This window comes from Methanococcus aeolicus Nankai-3, assembly GCF_000017185.1.
GTDB classification, from domain to species: Archaea; AGJL01; Methanococci; order Methanococcales; family Methanococcaceae; genus Methanofervidicoccus; species Methanofervidicoccus aeolicus.
The window spans coordinates 1,358,510-1,378,600 of record NC_009635.1 but is presented as its reverse complement, the minus strand read 5'-3'; the positions used below and the strand labels follow the sequence as shown (position 1 = coordinate 1,378,600).

Genomic DNA, 20,091 nt, shown 5'->3' with positions numbered 1-20,091 from the left:
GGGGGAGTAATTCACTAAATATATCATATATTATTTTTAATTTTTATAATCAAATATTAAAATATATGAAACCAAAAAGTTTATATAGTAGTATATCATTATTCAGTTTGCGAACAAAATGCCTCGGTGGCTCAGCCTGGTAGAGCGCCTGACTTGTAATCAGGTGGTCGGGGGTTCGAATCCCCCCCGGGGCTTGGGACATCTAAACGCAACAAATAAAAGCAATGGGCTTGTAGGGTAGCCTGGTCCATCCTTTGGGATTTGGGATCCTGAGACCCCAGTTCGAATCTGGGCAAGCCCACCATTTATTATTAATACATACCATTATCCGGTGGTAGTTCAGTTGGTAGAGCGGCGGACTGTAGATCCGCATGTCGCTGGTTCAAATCCGGCCCACCGGACCATTGGGCCCGTAGCTTAGTCTGGTAGAGCGCCTGACTTTTAATCAGGCGGTCGAGGGTTCGAATCCCTTCGGGCCCGTTACAATACTTTAATAATACACTTGTGTTATTTTGGTTTGACGGTCATAGCGGAGGTGTTATATCCGATCCCATTCCGATCTCGGAAATCAAGCCCTCCAGCGATTCCCTAAGTACTGCCATTCGGTGGAAACAGGGAGACGCTGTCACCCATTTTTAATATGTTGCTCTGGTGGTGTAGCTCGGCCTATCATACAGGACTGTCACTCCTGTGACTCGGGTTCAAATCCCGGCCAGAGCGTAAATATTTTACATTTTACGACATTATTAATTTACTCAAATAAATTACACATATGCAAACATTGGGCCCGTAGCTTAGTCTGGTAGAGCGCCTGACTTTTAATCAGGCGGTCGAGGGTTCGAATCCCTTCGGGCCCGTTACAATACTTTAATAATACACTTGTGTTATTTTGGTTTGACGGTCATAGCGGAGGTGTTATATCCGATCCCATTCCGATCTCGGAAATCAAGCCCTCCAGCGATTCCCTAAGTACTGCCATTCGGTGGAAACAGGGAGACGCTGTCACCCATTTTTAATATGTTGCTCTGGTGGTGTAGCTCGGCCTATCATACAGGACTGTCACTCCTGTGACTCGGGTTCAAATCCCGGCCAGAGCGTAAATAATTCATTCATTGGTTATCGGCCAATTTTGGTTTGACGGTCATAGCGGAGGTGTTATATCCGATCCCATTCCGATCTCGGAAATCAAGCCCTCCAGCGATTCCCTAAGTACTGCCATTCGGTGGAAACAGGGAGACGCTGTCACCCTTTTTTTTATAGGAAATAGTATTCATATATTTAAATATTATAAATTATTAAGATATAACCCCGTGACATCATGCTAAAAAATATTTTTAAAAACATATTTAGTAAAAAACACACCATAACAAACGGAAAAACAGAAAATCCTGTTTTGTTAAATTGTATTGGTTGTGGGATGTGTGTAAAATCTTGCCCCACAAATGCCATACAAATTTTTAAGCAAAGGAATACGATTTGCACATATTGTAGTGCATGTATCGAGGTATGCCCAAATAATGCAATATATTTAAACAGACATACCATAGATGCTAAAAAATGTACACAATGCGGATATTGTAATTTAGTATGTACCATACCAATTATACAGCAAGAAATTCCCATTCCTGAAACGCCAGTAATTAAAAAAGGGTGCAATAAATGTGGTTTATGTATATCAAAATGCCCCAATAAAGCCATATATGTTAAAAATAATAAGATAAAAATAAATGCAAATAAATGCAAAAATTGTTTATCGTGCATAGAATTCTGTCCATTGAATGAAATTATTTCTCCAAATGATTATATTAAAAATTGCATAATTAAAGTAGATGTTGATTCCTGCATATTCTGCAAAGAGTGTGAATATATTTGTCCAATGAAATAAACTAGATATTTTAACATAGATAGTCTGTCCAGAACGATTGTTCCTTTAATGTTCTATATTACTTAGTATACGACACAAACATGCCCGATATTGGTAGTATTACTATAATATTAAATCATAAAAAAGCTCTGCTTTTGACCGTAAAAAAGGCTTTGCCTTTCTTAAATATAAAAAGTTCCTAGGCCAACTATAAAACTTATTTTCAAACATATTGTAAATCATAGATAAAAAAATAAGATAAAAAAATAAAAATAAATATATAATATAATTTATATATTTATTTTAAAAAATGGTGATTATTTTATGGTTACAATATCCATAATAGGCGGAACAGGATATACGGGAAGTGAATTATTAAGAATACTTTTAAACCACCCCCAAGTTGAAATAAAGCATATTACTTCTAGAAAAATGGATGGAGTAAATATTACAAAAGTCCATCCAAATTTAAAAAATATTAAAAATATTGATAATTTAGTTTTTGAAAATATATCCCCAAGTAATTTGGATTCTGATTTTGTATTTTGTGCCACCCCTCATGGTGCATCGATGAAAATTGTGCCAGAATTATATGAAACAGGGTCAAAAATAATTGATTTAAGTGGAGATTATAGATTTGAAGATTTATCATTATATGAAAAATGGTATAATTTAACTCATACAGGGGAGCTCCCTGCTGTATATGGATTACCAGAATTACATAGAAATGAAATTAAAAAAGCCCAGTTAGTAGCAAATCCGGGCTGTTTTCCTACTGGTTCAATATTGGCATTAGCCCCACTTGTAAAAGAGGGAATAATTGAAAATAGGATAATTGTGGATTCAAAAACAGGAGTTAGTGGAGCAGGCGTAAATCCATCGGAAACAACCCACTATCCAAGCGTAAATGAAAATATATTACCCTACAAAATGACAACCCACAGACATAGCCCAGAAATTGAAAAAGAGTTGGAAAAATTAAATATATCAAATAATATTAAATTATCATTTACCCCACATTTAGCACCACTTACAAGAGGAATATTATCAACAACCCATTCATATTTAAAAAATACAGATATTGATAGGGATATCATTATTGATATTTATAATGAATTCTACAAAAACGAACCATTTGTAAGAATATTCGAAGAAGGAGCTCCCACGCTAACAGGTGTAAGAGGTTCTAATTTCTGCGATATTGGTGGTTTTGAAATAGATAGACATGGTAGAATTGTGGTGGTTTCTGCCATAGACAATTTGGTAAAAGGAGCAAGTGGGCAGGCAATTCATAATTTAAATTTAATGGCCGGATTTAATGAAACAGAAAGCCTATTGTATGGCGGTTTAAAACCATAATAAACATATTACGACTTTATAACACACACAAACACATATAACATATATACCGATAGGAAAGGAGATAAAATGATATTACACCCAAGACCATCTCCAATAGCTGCGTCAATGTATCAATTGAGAGATATTGGAATAGATGCCATAATATTGCATGGACCAAGCGGTTGCTGTTTCAGAACTGCCAGATTATTAGAAATGGACGGAGTTAGAGTTTTTACCACTGCAATGGATGAAAACGATTTCATATTTGGAGCTCTGGAAAAACTAAATAATACAATAGATGAAGTAATAAATTATTTAGAAAATAATGACCCCAACAAAGATAAATATATTATCGGAATTGTGGGAACCTGTGCAAGTATGATAATAGGGGAGGACATATTTAGCCCTATTGATGACTTTAAAGAGAAAAATGGAAAAGAAGTTGTAATAATCCCAGTGGATATTCACAGCGGACTAAATGACAACACCATCGGGGCAATTAGAACAATGGAAACTTGCTTAGATTTATTAATAATTGATGAGCAAGAATTTAACAGGCAAAAAGAGATGCTTGAAAAGGCAACAGAAATTGAAAAAACGAGGGGAATGGCAAAAAGTAAATATATAAAACCTGTTTATGATGATGATTTAGATAAAGTTATGGAAATATTAAAAAATGCTAAAAATTTAAAAATTGCCTGTGTTTTAAATGCAAAAAAAGAAACTAGTTATTTATTTGCTCACCCATTGATTGAAATCAATAAATTTAATGAAAAAAATAAAAGTAATAACAAAATAATAAATATAGCAAATTTAGACCAAAATATAGGACTTAGTAAAATTAAAAATGATGCAAAAAACCTGTTAAAAGAATATTCAAATAATAACATAACCATTGATTATATCACTGGCGGTTTAGATGAATACCCTATAACAGGACATAAAGCCATGGAAATATTAAAAAAAATTAAGCCCGATATTGTAGTTGTTTCAGGAGCTCCGCATGCCCTATTTATTGAAGAATTGAAAAATATAAATAAAGATATAATTACAATAGGTATAAGTGATGGTCCAAGACTATATATTCCCATAAAAGAAGTTTATGATTATGGAATTATTGAGCTTGACGCCCATGCCAAAGTGTTGGGAAAAAGAAATATTGTAAAATCAAGAATGGGAGAAATTTTAAATTATGTTAATAAATAATATACACAGCAAAAACAGAGGATAATAAATATAATATATCTGTTATTCGGTGAAAATATGGAAAAACCATGGGTTGAAAAATACCGTCCAAAAACATTGAATGAGATTACAGGACATGATGCCATTATAACCCGCCTTAAAAATTATGTAGAAAAAGAATCCCTCCCACATATGCTATTCAGTGGTCCGCCGGGTTTAGGCAAAACGACATCTGCATTGTGCCTTGCAAAGGATTTATACGGCGATACTTGGAAAGATAATTTTTTGGAACTCAACAGTTCCGACGAAAGAGGTATTGATGTGGTGAGAACAAAAGTAAAAAACTTTGCAAGAACAAAACCTATTGGAGATGCACCATTTAAAATAATATTTTTGGATGAAAGTGATGCCCTAACAAGTGATGCCCAAAATGCCCTTAGAAGAACTATGGAAAAATATTCGGATATATGTAGGTTTATATTGAGTTGTTTAACTGAAAATGCTAAAATATACACTGCTGACGAGAGAGAGCTAAAAATCAGTGATTATTTAAAACTATTCGAAGAAAGAAAAATTAAAACTGTTTTAAATAGAAATGGGGAAGACTTGGTTTTAGCAGGAGTTAAATACAACTCAGAAATGGTCGGACATCCAGTATATAAAATCACTCTTGAAAGTGGTAGAACCATCGAAGCAACAGAAGACCATAAATTTTTAACAAATAACAGATGGATGAAAATATCTCAATTAAATGAAGGAGATGAGCTTCTAATATACCCTACACTTGAAGGGGTTGAATATAAGGAGGACAGTAGAAAAATAATAAATCTTAAAGATTTCTACAATTTCCTTGAAGAAATTGAATTGCAGGGCAACTATAAGAGATTAGGAGAAGCGGATGAATTTAGCCAATTAACCACAAAGGATAAAGAAGTAATATTAAATAGAGCTCTGGAACTTTATGCAAAATTACATGAAGGGCTAACCGATAGAGAATGTGAAATATTAAATTCAATTCCAGAGGAGGGTATAAGTAGGGAGGAGCTCCAAAAAACAGTTGGTCTTTCAAGAGGTAGGTTAAATCAAATATTGCAGAACATTGAAAATAAAAAGTATATCAACAGGAACATAAATAAATCCAAAAAAACTCAATTCATAAAAAATACCTCTAAAAACTCACCAATAATCCTAAGAAATATAATGGATATTAAACGAATAATTGAAAGAGAGCATAATATAAAAATAAGCTATACTGCATTTAAAAAATTATTAAATCATGGAGTTAAAGGCTTTGCACAAAACCATATAAAAAATATCAAAGAAAGAAACTGGGACAGTATAACCTATGATAGCAAGAACGCAGGAATGTTTGCAAGATTAGTTGGTTTTATAATTGGAGATGGGCACTTAGCAAAAACTGAGGAAAAAAGAATTGTAATTACCTCAACTAATAATGAGTTGAAACAAATAATAAACGATTTAACAGAGCTCAATATCAAATGCTCAGGAATAATAGAAAAAGAAATAACCAATAAAATAGGTGAAAGAACAGTTCAAGGCATTACCTCTTCAATATATATTGATAACAGAACACTTTATTTATTGTTAATGTATTGGGGTATTGAAATAGGCAATAAAACAAAAATTGGATATAAAGTCCCAGAATGGATAAAAGAAGGAAATAAATTTGTAAAGAGGGAATTTATTAGGGGATTGTTTGGTGCCGATGGAACCAAACCCAACATAAAAAAATACAACGCAAACTGTATAAAGTTATCGTTAAGATGTGAAAAAGAAGCACTGAATAAAACAAAGATGTTCTTTGAAGATATTAAATGCATGTTGAAAGAATTTGATATTGATTCAAAAATAAATGAAAGAACCATTGATAATAAATATTTAATTGAGTTAATAGTTGCACCAAATGATGAAAATTACATTAAATACCTATCCAAAATATCCTATGCCTATGAAAAGGACAATTTTGCACGGATTGTTGGAGAATATCTCAGAATAAAAAGTTATTATAAAAATAACATATTAAAAGAAATAGGAAATAATGCAATAAATGAGATAAAAACAACTGGAAACAGCATTCGAAAAACTGCAAAAAAATATGAGGTATCGGTTGATTTTGTATTAAATCAGATGAAAGGCAAAAAAATAGGTTTGCCAAGAGACTATATGACTTATGAACAGTTTATAGATAAAGTAGTAGATAATAAATATGTATCGGAGAAAATAATAAAAAAAGAATACATTGGACACAAGGATGTTTATGATATTACCTGTCATAATGACCATTCATTTATTGCCAATGGATTTGTATCCCATAATTGCAACTATCCGAGCCGAATAATCCCCCCAATTCAATCAAGATGTGCCATATTCAGGTTTTCACCATTGAAAAGAGAAGATATCGTAAAAAAACTAACTGAAATAGCCCAAAATGAAAATATTGTTATAAAAGATAGTGGTATAGATGCCATAATTTATGTATCAGAAGGAGATTTAAGAAAAGCCATAAATGTTCTACAAACTGCATCAACAGTTTCAACCACAATAGACGAAGAGATAGTTTATAAAGTATCCTTTAAAGCAAGACCCGATGAAATTAGAAAAATGATTCAATTATCTTTAAAAGGTAAATTTATGGAAGCCCGGGAGCTCCTATATAGTTTAATGATAGATTGGGGAATGAGTGGAGAAGATATTGTTGTGCAGATATTTAGGGAGCTCCCTAATTTAGATATTGAAGAAAAAAATAAGGTAGTTCTTGCAGAATATATTGGAGAATGTGATTTTAGAATGGTAGAAGGAGCAAATGAAAGAATACAATTAAGTGCTTTATTGGCCAAAATTGGGATACTTGATGAAAATGCCCATAGTTATAAAATATAAATAATAAATGATATAAATAATAAATGATAATACATATATGCATAACAATCTGTATGGAGGAATGGAAATTGCCAGGATTAAGAAGAATCGTATTAGATGTTTTAAAGGTGCATGAGCCTAAAATAACAGACATATCTATGAAGTTATGTGCATTGGATAAGGTAGAGGGAGTAAATATTTCCGTATATGAAATAGATAAACAGACGGAAAATATTAAAATAACAATTGAAGGTAATGATATAGACTATAAACCCATAAAAGAAATAATTGAATCAATGAACGGGGTAATTCATAGTATAGATGAAGTTGCAGCTGGAAAAACAATTATAGAAAAAGTAATAACGCCCCAAGATAGATAATTATAGTTAATCTTCAATAACTGTCCTTTATTTGTCCTATTGTAAAAATTCCTCTGGAATTTTGAGGTCGTAAAAACTCCTTCGGAGTTTTGAGAAATTATTGGGTACATTTACTCCGTTTTTATTAATATAATAATATAGTTTGGCTTTTTAATATGGCATATTTTATATGAAAACGGTCGAAGATTGACTATAAATTTTATTAATATTTCCTTTTTACATTTTTATATCGATAATTTAAAATTATATTATAATAGAATTATATTATAAATTATATCTTTTTTTAATATGCATTATTAATAAATAAAATGGTTGAATACTATGGAGCTCCTTGATATTAATTATATTTTTGATAATGATGGAATTGATTTATTAAAAGAAATTGGATGGAATGGTTCAATAGCCGTTCAAAATAATGAATACAACAAAGAAAAATTTGAAGAAATTAAAAAATACGGAGAAACACAGGATTTTAAGGTATATTCCGGACTAAAAATAATATCAAAATCAAAATCTCCGCGGGACATTACAAAATTAGTTAAAAAATACAGGGATAAAGTAGATGTTATTCTTGTAGGTGGTGGAGATATTACAATCAATAGAACGGCACTTGAAACTCATGCCGTAGATATATTGTCTTCACCAGAACGATATAGAATGGATAATGGCATAGACCATATTCTTGCAAGATTGGGGAGCTCCCATAGGGTGGCAATAGAATTAAACTTCAAAAATCTATTGGAAAAACAGCATTATGATAGGGCAAAAATTATATGGTCATTTAGGAGAAACCTATTTTTAGCAAAAAAATATGATACTCCCGTTGTTATATCCAGCAGTGCAAAAAATATATATGGGATAAAAGCCCCAAAAGATTTGAGAAGTTTTTTAAATACTCTGACAGAAGATATTAATTATTCAAATAAAATAATGGATACCCCATATAAAATTGCCAATTATAGAACTTATTTAAAAGATAAATCTGTAATTAGGTATGGCATTGAGGTATTTACCAATAAAAATAATGAATGCATTGAGGAGTAATATGACATTATACGAAAATAAACAGTGCGAAATATGTGGAGCTCCCGCCAAAAATTTTATGTTTGGTAGTTTTATATGCAATAATGAGGATTGCATAGAAAAGGCAAAACTACTACGGGGAGGTCCAGCAGGGCACAAGCTAAAGGTAGTAACCGTTGGAAGTGAAAACCCAGTAAAGATAAAAGCCGTAGAAGAGGTGATTACCAATACCATTGGAAGCGTATTGGTTAAAGGAATAAATACAGATAGTGGGGTATCGCCCCAACCAGTTGGATTGGAAGAAACATCAAAAGGAGCCATTAACAGGGCAAAAGAAGCCTTTAATTCAAAATCTTGTTTATATGGTATTGGAATAGAAGCTGGACTTATAGAAATGGGGGGAAAATATTTAGACATGCATATATGTGCCATATATAACGGATTAGATTACACTATTGGGAGCTCCAAGGGATTTGAATTGCCAGAAGAAATAGTAACTGAAATAAAAAAAGGAGTTGAATGTAGCATTGCAGTTCAAAATATATACAATATTCAAGACATAGGCAAAAATGAAGGTATTATAGGATACATCACCAATGGTGCATTAAATAGAATAGATTTATGTAAAGATGCAATATTAAGTGCTATGATTCCACGACTAAAACTAAGGTAATATATAAAAGTTATGAAAACAATAACAAATGAATAAATACAGTGAATCGGCAGTTGATTGAATATGCATGCCCATAACAAGTAATTGAGCAAAATTAGTCGTTAAGACATATAATAGTGCAATTGTTATGTGTTAGCCGATATACCTACAATTAATACGCCATATTTTAAAAGTGATATAATGGAAGTCAATATTGAAAAATGCGGATATTGCGGAGCTTGTGTTGGAGTATGTAATAGACTCGCAATTGAATTAATAGAAAATACAGTTATAATAGATAATGAAAAATGCAACAGTTGCGGACTTTGTGCAATTGTTTGTCCATTAAATGCACTAAATACTTTGGAGGAGTAAATATGAGAGAATTACTTGATAGTGAATACGATGTTATTGTTATCGGTGCAGGTCCAGGAGGGAGTATGGCATCATATCATTCGTCAATAAATGGTGCAAAAACCCTATTAATAGATAAATCCCAAGAAATTGGAACTCCGGTTAGATGTGCAGAAGCTGTCCCATATCTTGATGAATTTGGAATAAATCCCGACCCTTCATTTATTAGGAGTAAAATTGATGGAGGAATATTAGTTGCCCCAAATGGTAAAAAAATAATTGTTAAAGGAGGAAAAACACAAGGGTATGTTGTAGAAAGAAAAATATTCGACAAACACCTTGCAGTTAGAAGTGCAAATGTTGGAACTAAAATAGCCATTAAAAGTAGAGTCGTAGGATTAGATTATGATGGCGAAAAATATACTGTTATTGTCAATCATCTTGGACAGATATACGCCATAAAAGCAAAAATTGTAATTGCTGCTGATGGTGTTGAAAGCTCAATTGCAGAAATGGCAGGAATAAAGTGCAAGAAAAAAGTCACAGAAATATGTTCCTGTGCCGAGTATGAAATGACCAATGTTAAATTACTTGATAAAAATATGATGGAATTTTATTTCGGAGATATTTGTCCCAAAGGGTATGTGTGGATATTCCCAAAAGGAGAAACTGCAAATGTAGGTTTGGGAATTATAGACAGTAAAAAGAAAGCCATCGATTACTTAAATGAATTTTTAGAACATCCATTGTTGGAAGGAAGGTTGGATAATGCCACACCAATTGAATTTAAATGTGGTGGAGCTCCGGTTGGAGGGCCAATTGAAAAAACTGTGGCCGATAATTTCATGGTTGTTGGTGATGCCGCTGGGCAAATCAGTCCAATATCTGGCGGAGGTATCTATTTGTCATTAAGCTGTGGTTCAATTGCAGGAAAAGTTGCGGGAGAAGCCATTAAAAGCAACAATTGTTCAGAAGATTATTTAGTAGAATATGAAAATAGATGGAAAGAAAAATATTATAAATTATTAATGGATGAATTAAAATATAAAAAAGTTCTTCAAAAATTCAGTGAAAAAGAGTTAAATGCTTTGGCAGACGCTATGGATGAAAGATTGGAAGAAATTGATGTGGCAAAAATAGCATTTAGAGCGGTGAAAAGGGCACCATCTCTATTAAAATATTTTAAAGATATTATATAAAAATTATATAATATTATAATAAGTTCAATAAATGTCCTTTATCTGTCCTAACTTATTATAAATTTCTTCATTTGTTGCGATATGATAAAGATTTTAGCTTTAATATGATCTCTAAATTTTTCTCTGAAAAATTTATACGATCGTAAAAATCGCTTTGCGATTTTGAGACAGTTTATTGAAAAAGACCGAAGATTGACTATAAATTTTTATTGTGTTTTCTGTTTATTGTTTTTCCGTTTGTTATCTCCCCTTATATAATCATAAGCATACAACAGAATAATAAGCAAACTGGCCAATATTATATTTTCTTTTAATATTATTGAAATGTATCCTATATATGGGATTACTAAGGGAGCTCCATTTATTGTTATTACTTTTTGTTTTATTTGATTTACTGAAATTAACTCTGGGTCATTGATTGGATTGTTATCTCCTTTTGTAACTATATAGGTATTATTTTTATACTGCACTTTATCTATAACCCTATGTATTACTGGTTTAGTTGTAGGTCCATCTAATAAATAAAGAAGTTTATTATTTACCAATATGTTGCTTTCTATTATCGTGTAATTATCTGTTGCCCAATGTGCTTTATATACAACAATATCCCCAACTTGAACATCATTTGGATTAAATTCCCAGTTTGCGTTGGATACAATTACAAAATCCCCCCGTTCCATTACTGGAACCATACTATCCGATACCACCACATTTATATGACTCCATACAATTAAAAGCACAACTATAAAAACAATCCATTCGATTATTTCCTTTTTGTTAATATTACCACCATTGCTTCTTTCTTTACTTATTTATTATCTATTATTTCTTATTTACTTCTTTATTTACCTATAAATAGCATATCAGATTAAATCGGTGTAAAATATTTTATCTATATTATACTATAATAAATTATCATTGGGCCCATATGCTTCTTGTGATATACCATTGGATAGTCCATTCGGGAACTCTTTGCACTATAAACTATTTGGTTCTTAGTATTTTGTGCTGTATTAGGTTAAATACAACAAGATACATAGTACACATAAAGAACGAATTAAATAAAAATCCCTTTGGGATTTTTATAGCTCTTTGATTTAGTAAATCAAACAAGGTTTGAGCAATGAAATCCGCAGGATTTCATCTAATCTATGATTTACTTAACAAATTCGAGGAATTTGACTTTTCGAACATACAATAATTAATCAGCCCAATATATATAATATGGGATTAATTAAAGATATTTTCCAAAAGATTTATATATTGCCCCGCATAAGGATTAAGATATAATCAAAAAAGGTGATATTATGGCAGAACTTCCAGTTGCACCAGTAGTAAGAATATTAAAATCAGCAGGAGCTGAAAGAGTAAGTGAAGAAGCAGCTAAGGTATTAGTTGAAGTATTAGAGGATATAGCAATGGACATTGCAAAAGAATCCGTAGAATTAGCAAAACATGCAGGAAGAAAAACTGTTAAAGCTGACGACATAAAAATGGCTTTAAAAATGTAATTAATAAATAATTTTTTTCTTTTTAGCATTATATATTATTTTTTTATTAAGGAGCTCCGCTCCACAATATATTTTTATTTTAATTTTTTTTATATTATTTATAAATAATAATTAGATGGTAATATGAAAACCAACGATAAAACTAAAAAAATAGTGCTAACTGCGGGAACTTTTGATTTACTCCATCCTGGACATCACAATACTTTAAAATATGCCAAAAGTTTAGGAGATGAATTGATTGTAGTAATAGCAAGAGATGAAACCGTAAAAAAAATAAAAGGTAGAAAACCGGTAATACCAGAGAATCAGAGAAGAGAAATGATAGAGGCGATTAAACCGGTTGATAAAGCTATATTGGGTAGTTTAACTGATAAATTAGAACCTATTCTTAAAATAAAACCAGATATTATAGTTTTAGGTCCTGACCAAATTACTTTTGATGCTGAAAATTTAAAAAACGAATTGAAAAAATTAGGATTAGATGTTGAAATTGTAAAAACTAAGGAATATACTAATTGTGATTTCCATAGTTCCTACGATATAATAAAGGAAATTGTTAAAAGATGGTGCAATAAAAAAATAATAAAAAAATAGTGTATTATATATTTATATTTATTGTTTTACTCTTTGTTTTTTTAATTTAACAAGTTTTTCTACTGCATTCATATTTACTCCTTCTCCATATTCAACATATTCATTATCTACGGCTCTTTTGAAAAATCCTGCTCCCCAATCATTTCTTATAAGAATGGTTGAATAATTTGAGGGAGCTCCCACATTTCCAACAGAGAGGTCTGCCACAATTCCTGAAAAATCACCGCAAACTTTACATCCTGCCCTCATTGCATCTTCTACTTCATCTAATTTAAACTTAATAACTTCGCCATCTCTAAGTTTAATTAATAATTTTCCTTTTTCTATGTCCATCTTCCGAACATCCCATGGATTTATATTATTTTTTTCAAATATTTCCATCATTTTTTCATAATTGTAGGTTTCGAAACAGAATAAACCTATTTTTAACCTTATTGTATCTTTAAATGGTTTTAAAAGGTCATTGTCTGATGCCATTATTTGATGCACTGCATTCATTACACATGGAGTTCCTACAATTGCTATTTTCTTTAACTTTTTAACCATTACGGCATCTTTTAAAGCCCTAAGTATTGGCACATTCCAGTTATATCTACTTCCTGCGGATTTTAAAACTTCCTCTTTTGATGTTGCTAAATAGGATTGTGGTTCCATTGTCCATTTGTCCTCCATCATTACAATGGCACCATCAATTAATCCTTCATCAAAAGCACTTGCCAATATGGCAGAAACTACGCCTCCACTTTGGGCTTCTTTTACTTCTATTTTAGATTTTGCCTTTACACTTTGTAGCACTCTACCAATTCCGTTTTTCACCGTTGGAATAACTTTATTTTTTGTTCTTGGGCAGGCGCCATAACATGCACCACAAGGGACATCGTAAAGAGTTGTCTTACAGAATTCAGCAGAAACTGGGTATTCTATTTCTTCAACAGGGGAGATTATACATGCACATTCATCACATATGAATTTTATAGGGCTATCTTCTTTAAAATAGATATTATCTACGGGGCACACTGCTACACATGCACCACAACCCGAACAAATATCTTTGTCCCAAACTTCCTCTTTCAAATTTAAATAAGAATTCATAATTAACACCGTTTATGTTTTATGTTTATGAGTTATATTTATTAATCACCGATATTATTACCAATATTTCTAAATATTATCATTATAATAATTAATTATTATCTATACTTATTGATTATTTATCTTAAATCAGGAGTATATAATTTTTCGAATGGTCTTTTCGAGATTGGAGCTATTTTTGTATAATTTGAATTCAAAAGCTTATTTTTTATTTCTTCGCTATAATTAAAATCTTTACAAAATTCTTCAATATATGGCGTAATTTTTGCTCTGTCTTCGTCTGTGAATTCTTTAATATCCGCAGCAACTCCTAATTGGGATTTATCGATGCTCTCCCTAATATATATGCTTCCGCCGTGAATTCCAGTTCCAAGCATTTTTGAATTTATTTTTCCTAAATCATTTCCCTCGTTATCCATATTGAGTCCAATAAGAATTCCTCCTGCCATATATTCTCCTAAAAAATCCTTTATTTCTCCGCCTATGACCAATATCGGGAATTTTTCCTTATATTCTTTCATGTGGATTCCACTTCTATATCCAACATTGTCCCTAACAAATAGTTTTCCTCCTCTCATAGAGTGTCCAGTGGCATCCCCGCCACTTCCATGGATTACAATTTTACCACTATCCATAGTATTTCCCGGTGCGTGGTCAGCATTTCCATGAACTATAATTGTTGGTCCATTCATGAACATTCCAAGGTCTCCGCCTGGAACTCCATATATTTCTATTGTTATTTCTTTTTGAATTCCATTTCCGATAAATCTTTGACCCAAAACATTTTTTAAAATAAGTTTTTCTAAATTTGGATATTCATTTAAAATAGTATGGATTTTTTCATTTAACTCCCTATATTCAAAGTTGTTGGCGTCCAATACTACTTCTGTTGTTGATTTATCCATCATCTCACCATAAATATTATAATTGTAAAAATAAAAGATATAAATAGATTTATTAATATTTATAATGGCAAATCGACAGACAATTATATACTATTATCGAAGCGAAGCTTCGAGCTATAAAAATCACTTCGTGATTTTTATTAAATTCCTCGCAGTTAAGCCTATAAATTATGCTTAATTACGGATTAGGAAATATTTAATCTTAACTGTTTTAGACATCATTTGATGAAAAAACCAAAGGTTTTTTGAATCACGATGGTGAGGGGCAAACCCTAAAAGAGTTTGCAAATTTAAAGGATATTAATTAATTGTCGATTCGCCATAATTTTGGGTAATTTATAATATATGATTATAGATTACATTCCAGCATGTTCAATGCCAAGTGCTTCTAATTCTGTTTTATTTAGCCCTACTCCTCTTAACCTATCTCTGTTTCCTCTTAAACTTTCAATAGAATTAATTCCTGCGGCACCAAGGAGCTCCTGTATTTCATGTGTCCATGCATTTATGAGATTTGCAACTCTTTTTGCTCCTTCTTCTACATCCAACCTACTTACGAGCTCTGGTTTTTGTGTGGCTATTCCCCATGCACATTGTCCTGTGTAACATCTACCACATACTCTACAGCCCATAGCTATCATTACAGCTGTTCCGATATAGGTTGCATCTGCACCAAGAGCTATTAATTTAAATACATCGGCGGAGTTTCTTATCCCTCCACTTGCTATAATACTTATTTCGTTTCTTACTCCTTCTTCTCTCAATCTTTGGTCAACTGCTGCAACAGCCAATTCTATTGGTATTCCTACATTATCTCTAAATACCTTAGGTGCTGCACCTGTTCCTCCCTTAAATCCGTCAATTACTACGGCATCAGCATCGCTGGTAGCTATTCCATTTGCAATAGCTGCAACATTATGAACTGCTGATATTTTCACAAATACAGGAACTTTCCATCTTGTAGCTTCTTTTAAACTTCTTACAAGCTGTGCCAAATCTTCAATTGAATAAATATCGTGGTGTGGAGCTGGTGAAATAGCATCACTACCTTCTGGAATCATTCTTGTTAATGAAACCTCAGCAGATACTTTTTCCCCGGGGAGATGCCCTCCAATTCCTGGTTTTGCTCCTTGTCCTATTTTTATCTCAATTGCAGCTCCTTTTGAAAGATATTCCTCATTTACTCCAAATCTACCAGATGCAACCTGGGTAATTACATTATCGGCATAAGGATATATACTTCTGTGAAGCCCTCCTTCTCCGGTCCCCATGAAAGTTCCACATTCTTTAACGGCTCTTGCCATTGCTTGGTGGGCATTTAATGAGAGAGCTCCATAAGACATGTGTCCTATCATAATTGGAGTTTCCAACTTTATATTTGGAGCAACTTTTGTTTTTAATTTTTGTTTTTTAATTTTCTTTCCATCTACTTCTTCTTCTACCATTTCAAATTCTAATTTTTTAGGTTTTTTACCTATGTAAGTCCTTAATTCCATTGGCTCCCTTAACGGGTCAATTGATGGATTTGTAACTTGACAGGCATCCAACACAATTTTATCAAAATAAATTGGGTATTCTTTTGCATTTCCCATACCGCTTAAAAGAATACAGCCTGTTTTTGATTGATTTATTATGTCTTCTCTTGCCTCTTTTGTCCATAATGGATGGGGCCTATAATCTATTGATTGGGTAGATATATTAATAGCATCTCTTGGGCACATTGATACACATCTATGACATGCACCGCACCTATTTGAGTAGCTTATAATTCTATTACCTTCTCGCCTATAAACTCCCCACGAGCATTCATTTACACATCTCTCGCAAAGCATGCATTTATTATAATCAACTTCAACTTTCATGGTTGGTGGAACTGTCGAAGGTATCATTATATCACTTCCTACTGTTAATTATTGTAATATATTTAATATATTTTAATATATTATTTTAGTTATTTTATCTTTATTTATTAATTCTTGCTAAAACAGGCTCCCCTGCATCTGGCATCCATACTTTATCTAATTCAGGGCATATTTTTCTTATTGCCGCTTCTTCACTAGATACAAATAATAAATCGTCTTTTTCTCCAACAATTAATGGTCTGAGTTTTATTCTGTCGGTTATACCTATTAAACTATTGCCATCATTGGTTTCTCCATTCATAAACATCATTCCTTCCTCTGTTCCAACGATTATGGCAAAAGGTCCATTTAATGTAGCTCCGCCGTAGGTCATTCTAATTGATTCATGGAGCTCCCTTTCTTCATCTTCCATAGTATCTATTTCTTTCCAGAATTTTGGAGCTACTGCACTTAAAGCATATTCCACAGGAATTTCGTGTTTTCGTATAAGGAGGTCGAATATATATGCTACAACTTCCGTATCTGTTAATAGCCTACATTTATATCCAAAGCTCTCAACATATCTTTTATTTGTTCCGTAGCTTGTGATTTCTCCATTATGAACAACAGACCAATTTAATAAATTGAATGGGTGAGCTCCACCCCACCAGCCTCTTGTATTTGTTGGATATCTTGCATGGGATAACCACATATATCCTTCATATTCATCTAATTTGTAAAATTCGGCAACTTCCATTGGCCATGCAGATGCTTTAAATATTCCCATGTTTTTACCACTTGAAAATACAAAAGCACCATCTATTTTATCATTAATTTCCATTACCATATCTACCATGAGATCTTTTTCACTATCCGCATATTTTTCATCGAAATCATAGAAAAACCTCCATGGTATAAATTCTTTTTCTATTATTCCGTCTTTTGTAGGTATTTCCTCATCATTAAGAACATACCCATATTTTTCAAGAACTTGTTTTACATTTTCTTTTATATCCATATACTGTGGATTGTTGTCTAAAAATACATGTATAGCGTAGCTATCTTTGTATTTTGGATATATTCCATATCCCACATAACCAGAACCTTGTCCGTTTCCCCTTTCTTTTAGGCTGTCCAAAGCTATGGCTATTTTATCTCCACGGATTAATTTTTTATCTCGACTTATAAATCCAATGATTCCACACATGATAATCCTCCAATAAAATATTATATAATTATATTAACTTTAACTTTATACGCTAACTTTACATAAGTTTAATGTATTATAAAAAAAGTCATTTATATAATTTGTTAAAAAAATGTAATAAAAGGAGAGTATTAATATTATACATCATTTATTATTTATTATGTTGGTTATTATATATTTATATTTTTATTCTGATTTACTTACTTCAACTGTTCCAACCCTAAATAGTGCCTCTACTGGAACCCCCTCTATTTCTTTTAATCCACTTTTATCAATTATAACTATTGCTTTTTTTGGAACTCCACAACACTTTATGGCTTTTATTGTTTCTGCCATCGTTTTTCCAGAAGTTAAAACATCATCTACAATTACAAATTCACCAGTATCCATAATAGAACAGGTTTTTTCTAAATTTGAACTTTTTTTGTTGCCGTGAAGGTGTTTTTTTGGAGTATATACCGAAAAGGTTTTGTCCAAATGTTCAGACATTAAAGTTGCCAATGGAACACCTCCAGAAGATATTCCCACAATACCATCAAATTCAACATCTTTCAACATATCAGCCATTATTAGGGCTATGTTCTTTAATCTTTTTGATGACATTTTAATACTATCCCATTCAACATATATATCTATGTTTTTTTCTTTCGTTTCAGCCTTTTCCTCTGATTGGGTTAATAATCTTTCGCCATTTAATATTAAATAAAGTGCCGTATCTACTGATACATTTAATTCATCTGCAATACCTGCGGTTGCAAATCCTTCATCTCTTAATTTTAGTGCTTTTTCAATTAGTTTTTTGTTCATATTTTTCACCCAAAATATTAAAACCCACAATTTATAGTGTGTTCAAAAAGTTTGTTCATATTTTGCTGTTATTGCTTTATATATTATTTTTTATTATATTTATAATATGTTCAAAAAGTTTGTTCAAGGGCCATAAAATTTTTGTGTATTTAAATGTCATTCCGGTGAACTTATAGAATTTTATAAGGAGCTCCCAACGAACTATGAATTTTACCATATCTTGCTGTTATTGCTTTATATATTATTTTTTATTATTTATTAATATAGATTAATGACCCTATTATTTTTATTATATTTGTATATTTACATAAATTAATTAGAAAAATATTTAAATGATATTAACACGATAATAAATTATTCAAAAGTTTCAATAAATTTTGAAATTTTTGAAACTTACAAATATGGTGAATAGATGATTATAGTTAATCTTCAATAACTGTCCCTTATCCGTCCAATTATTAAATAAAATCTCTTTGAGATTTTGTACAAAATCGAAGATTTTGTAAATGAATTTCTTCATTTTTAGTAATATGGAGATTTTGCGTATTGTATCACAGTTCATATTTAATATTCAAGAATCGTCCCTTGTTTGTCTTTCTTAGTCCGAAGATTAACTGTGTTGAAAAAGACCGAAGATTAACTATAAAAAAACTGCAAAATAAGTGATAATATGGAATTGCACAATAACATTACTAAAAATGAACTCAAAGAAAAGGACAATAAAATGAAAGAAGAAATAAATGAAGAAATGAAAAAAACAATCATAGAATTATTTTCAAAGATTTCAAAGATTCATGGATTAAGTAAATCAGTCGGAGAAGTTTATGGATGTATCTATGCTTCACATAATCCTCTATGTATTGATGATATAATGGAAGAATTGGGCATAAGCAGAGGGAATGTAAGCATGAATTTAAACAAACTTGAAAAATTAGGATTCATAAAAAAAGTTTGGGTAAAAGGGGAAAGAAAACAATATTATGAACCATTGTGTGGTTTCTCGTCGATATTGGACATAGTCGGACATAAACATGCCCTTTTTTTGGATGCCAGTACTAAATTAAGAGAATTAAATGAAAAATCAAACGGAGAAAACGAATTGATACTAGATAAATTACAAAATCTTGAAAAAATGGAAAAATTGTTAAAAAAAATATTGGTGACAATTAAAGAGATAAATAAAAATAGTAATAGTGGATGTTCGAAAACTTTTTGCGAGCATAACAATGATAACGAAAAGCCAGATTAATTAATGG

At 31.6% G+C, this 20,091-nt stretch carries 17 protein-coding genes, 7 tRNA genes, 3 rRNA genes and 3 pseudogenes; 24 read left to right on the top strand and 6 right to left on the bottom strand.

Annotated features, from left to right (window positions below):
- Positions 1-120 precede the first annotated feature (120 nt).
- The 21 genes and pseudogenes from MAEO_RS06750 (at position 121) to MAEO_RS06660 (ending at position 10,878) form a co-directional block, all read left to right on the top strand.
- Positions 121-194, top strand: a tRNA-Thr gene (locus tag MAEO_RS06750).
- A 32-nt stretch (positions 195-226) separates the two neighbouring features.
- A tRNA-Pro gene (locus MAEO_RS06745) sits at positions 227-304 on the top strand.
- Between the two features lie 24 nt (positions 305-328).
- Positions 329-404 (top strand) — tRNA-Tyr (locus tag MAEO_RS06740).
- Between the two features lie 2 nt (positions 405-406).
- Positions 407-480 (top strand) — tRNA-Lys (locus MAEO_RS06735).
- Between the two features lie 36 nt (positions 481-516).
- Positions 517-631, top strand: a 5S ribosomal RNA gene (gene rrf / locus MAEO_RS06730).
- 14 nt (positions 632-645) lie between these two features.
- Positions 646-720, top strand: a tRNA-Asp gene (locus MAEO_RS06725).
- A 63-nt stretch (positions 721-783) separates the two neighbouring features.
- Positions 784-857, top strand: a tRNA-Lys gene (locus tag MAEO_RS06720).
- A 36-nt stretch (positions 858-893) separates the two neighbouring features.
- Positions 894-1,008: ribosomal RNA gene (gene rrf / locus MAEO_RS06715) — 5S ribosomal RNA — on the top strand.
- A 14-nt stretch (positions 1,009-1,022) separates the two neighbouring features.
- Positions 1,023-1,097, top strand: a tRNA-Asp gene (locus MAEO_RS06710).
- Between the two features lie 36 nt (positions 1,098-1,133).
- A 5S ribosomal RNA gene (gene rrf, locus MAEO_RS06705) occupies positions 1,134-1,248 on the top strand.
- Between the two features lie 70 nt (positions 1,249-1,318).
- Positions 1,319-1,885, top strand: coding sequence for a 4Fe-4S binding protein (locus tag MAEO_RS06700; protein WP_011974023.1), 567 nt, complete (start codon positions 1,319-1,321; stop codon positions 1,883-1,885).
- A 303-nt stretch (positions 1,886-2,188) separates the two neighbouring features.
- Positions 2,189-3,223, top strand: a complete 1,035-nt coding sequence (gene argC, locus MAEO_RS06695; protein ID WP_011974022.1) for an N-acetyl-gamma-glutamyl-phosphate reductase — start codon at positions 2,189-2,191, stop codon at positions 3,221-3,223.
- Between the two features lie 69 nt (positions 3,224-3,292).
- A complete protein-coding gene (gene cfbD, locus MAEO_RS06690; protein WP_011974021.1) occupies positions 3,293-4,411 on the top strand; it encodes a Ni-sirohydrochlorin a,c-diamide reductive cyclase catalytic subunit in 1,119 nt (372 codons plus the stop codon).
- A 57-nt stretch (positions 4,412-4,468) separates the two neighbouring features.
- Positions 4,469-4,879, top strand: a pseudogene (locus MAEO_RS08070) (AAA family ATPase); the annotation flags it as partial.
- Positions 4,871-6,724: pseudogene (locus MAEO_RS06685) on the top strand (LAGLIDADG family homing endonuclease); the annotation flags it as partial. The pseudogenes MAEO_RS08070 and MAEO_RS06685, both read left to right, overlap by 9 nt.
- Positions 6,725-7,291 (top strand): annotated as a pseudogene (locus MAEO_RS08155) (replication protein C); the annotation flags it as partial.
- 68 nt (positions 7,292-7,359) lie between these two features.
- Positions 7,360-7,650 carry a DUF211 domain-containing protein gene (locus tag MAEO_RS06680; RefSeq protein ID WP_048062399.1) on the top strand — a complete coding sequence of 97 codons (291 nt, stop codon included), beginning with the start codon at positions 7,360-7,362 and terminating at the stop codon, positions 7,648-7,650.
- Positions 7,651-7,971: 321 nt separating this feature from the next.
- Positions 7,972-8,694, top strand: a complete 723-nt coding sequence (gene rnp3 / locus MAEO_RS06675) for a ribonuclease P protein component 3 (protein WP_011974018.1) — start codon at positions 7,972-7,974, stop codon at positions 8,692-8,694.
- Position 8,695: 1 nt separating this feature from the next.
- Positions 8,696-9,346, top strand: a complete 651-nt coding sequence (gene yjjX / locus MAEO_RS06670; RefSeq protein ID WP_011974017.1) for an inosine/xanthosine triphosphatase — start codon at positions 8,696-8,698, stop codon at positions 9,344-9,346.
- A gap of 180 nt (positions 9,347-9,526) precedes the next feature.
- Positions 9,527-9,700 (top strand): 4Fe-4S binding protein, encoded by a 174-nt coding sequence (locus tag MAEO_RS06665; protein ID WP_011974016.1) that lies wholly within the window; start codon positions 9,527-9,529, stop codon positions 9,698-9,700.
- A gap of 2 nt (positions 9,701-9,702) precedes the next feature.
- On the top strand, positions 9,703-10,878 hold the full coding sequence (locus MAEO_RS06660) for an NAD(P)/FAD-dependent oxidoreductase (protein ID WP_011974015.1): 1,176 nt from the start codon (positions 9,703-9,705) through the stop codon (positions 10,876-10,878).
- A gap of 206 nt (positions 10,879-11,084) precedes the next feature.
- Here MAEO_RS06660 and MAEO_RS06655 read toward each other — a convergent pair whose 3' ends face one another.
- On the bottom strand, positions 11,085-11,624 hold the full coding sequence (locus MAEO_RS06655) for a S24/S26 family peptidase (protein ID WP_083756723.1): 540 nt from the start codon (positions 11,622-11,624) through the stop codon (positions 11,085-11,087).
- Positions 11,625-12,185: 561 nt separating this feature from the next.
- Here MAEO_RS06655 and MAEO_RS06650 point away from each other — a divergent pair.
- Positions 12,186-12,389, top strand: coding sequence for a histone family protein (locus MAEO_RS06650; RefSeq protein WP_011974013.1), 204 nt, complete (start codon positions 12,186-12,188; stop codon positions 12,387-12,389).
- A 123-nt stretch (positions 12,390-12,512) separates the two neighbouring features.
- The gene (locus MAEO_RS06645) at positions 12,513-12,983 is read left to right on the top strand and encodes an adenylyltransferase/cytidyltransferase family protein (protein WP_011974012.1); all 471 of its coding nucleotides are present in this window, start codon (positions 12,513-12,515) and stop codon (positions 12,981-12,983) included.
- An 18-nt stretch (positions 12,984-13,001) separates the two neighbouring features.
- Here MAEO_RS06645 and MAEO_RS06640 read toward each other — a convergent pair whose 3' ends face one another.
- From MAEO_RS06640 to MAEO_RS06620, 5 genes are all read right to left on the bottom strand, one after another.
- Positions 13,002-14,075 (bottom strand): Coenzyme F420 hydrogenase/dehydrogenase, beta subunit C-terminal domain, encoded by a 1,074-nt coding sequence (locus MAEO_RS06640; protein WP_011974011.1) that lies wholly within the window; start codon positions 14,073-14,075, stop codon positions 13,002-13,004.
- Positions 14,076-14,194: 119 nt separating this feature from the next.
- Positions 14,195-14,980, bottom strand: coding sequence for a GltB/FmdC/FwdC-like GXGXG domain-containing protein (locus MAEO_RS06635; RefSeq protein ID WP_011974010.1), 786 nt, complete (start codon positions 14,978-14,980; stop codon positions 14,195-14,197).
- A 356-nt stretch (positions 14,981-15,336) separates the two neighbouring features.
- Complete coding sequence (locus MAEO_RS06630; RefSeq protein WP_011974009.1) at positions 15,337-16,869, bottom strand: glutamate synthase-related protein; 1,533 nt, start codon at positions 16,867-16,869, stop codon at positions 15,337-15,339.
- 73 nt (positions 16,870-16,942) lie between these two features.
- Positions 16,943-18,028 carry a class II glutamine amidotransferase gene (locus MAEO_RS06625; RefSeq protein ID WP_011974008.1) on the bottom strand — a complete coding sequence of 362 codons (1,086 nt, stop codon included), beginning with the start codon at positions 18,026-18,028 and terminating at the stop codon, positions 16,943-16,945.
- Between the two features lie 186 nt (positions 18,029-18,214).
- Positions 18,215-18,835, bottom strand: a complete 621-nt coding sequence (locus tag MAEO_RS06620; protein ID WP_011974007.1) for an orotate phosphoribosyltransferase-like protein — start codon at positions 18,833-18,835, stop codon at positions 18,215-18,217.
- A gap of 670 nt (positions 18,836-19,505) precedes the next feature.
- Between MAEO_RS06620 and MAEO_RS06615 the strand changes: the two genes are divergently transcribed.
- The gene (locus MAEO_RS06615) at positions 19,506-20,084 is read left to right on the top strand and encodes a GbsR/MarR family transcriptional regulator (protein ID WP_011974006.1); all 579 of its coding nucleotides are present in this window, start codon (positions 19,506-19,508) and stop codon (positions 20,082-20,084) included.
- Positions 20,085-20,091 lie beyond the last annotated feature (7 nt).

Excerpts from the sequence above, each read along its gene's own strand:
- MAEO_RS06625 (WP_011974008.1), bottom strand. The coding sequence starts at position 18,028 with ATGTGTGGAATCATTGGATTTATAAGTCGAGATAAAAAATTAATCCGT.
- MAEO_RS06620 (WP_011974007.1), bottom strand. The coding sequence starts at position 18,835 with ATGAACAAAAAACTAATTGAAAAAGCACTAAAATTAAGAGATGAAGGA.
- MAEO_RS06700 (WP_011974023.1), top strand. The coding sequence starts at position 1,319 with ATGCTAAAAAATATTTTTAAAAACATATTTAGTAAAAAACACACCATA.
- yjjX (WP_011974017.1), top strand. The coding sequence starts at position 8,696 with ATGACATTATACGAAAATAAACAGTGCGAAATATGTGGAGCTCCCGCC.
- cfbD (WP_011974021.1), top strand. The coding sequence starts at position 3,293 with ATGATATTACACCCAAGACCATCTCCAATAGCTGCGTCAATGTATCAA.
- MAEO_RS06665 (WP_011974016.1), top strand. The coding sequence starts at position 9,527 with ATGGAAGTCAATATTGAAAAATGCGGATATTGCGGAGCTTGTGTTGGA.
- MAEO_RS06635 (WP_011974010.1), bottom strand. The coding sequence starts at position 14,980 with ATGGATAAATCAACAACAGAAGTAGTATTGGACGCCAACAACTTTGAA.
- MAEO_RS06615 (WP_011974006.1), top strand. The coding sequence starts at position 19,506 with ATGGAATTGCACAATAACATTACTAAAAATGAACTCAAAGAAAAGGAC.
- MAEO_RS06650 (WP_011974013.1), top strand. The coding sequence starts at position 12,186 with ATGGCAGAACTTCCAGTTGCACCAGTAGTAAGAATATTAAAATCAGCA.
- MAEO_RS06660 (WP_011974015.1), top strand. The coding sequence starts at position 9,703 with ATGAGAGAATTACTTGATAGTGAATACGATGTTATTGTTATCGGTGCA.
- MAEO_RS06645 (WP_011974012.1), top strand. The coding sequence starts at position 12,513 with ATGAAAACCAACGATAAAACTAAAAAAATAGTGCTAACTGCGGGAACT.
- rnp3 (WP_011974018.1), top strand. The coding sequence starts at position 7,972 with ATGGAGCTCCTTGATATTAATTATATTTTTGATAATGATGGAATTGAT.
- MAEO_RS06640 (WP_011974011.1), bottom strand. The coding sequence starts at position 14,075 with ATGAATTCTTATTTAAATTTGAAAGAGGAAGTTTGGGACAAAGATATT.
- argC (WP_011974022.1), top strand. The coding sequence starts at position 2,189 with ATGGTTACAATATCCATAATAGGCGGAACAGGATATACGGGAAGTGAA.
- MAEO_RS06630 (WP_011974009.1), bottom strand. The coding sequence starts at position 16,869 with ATGATACCTTCGACAGTTCCACCAACCATGAAAGTTGAAGTTGATTAT.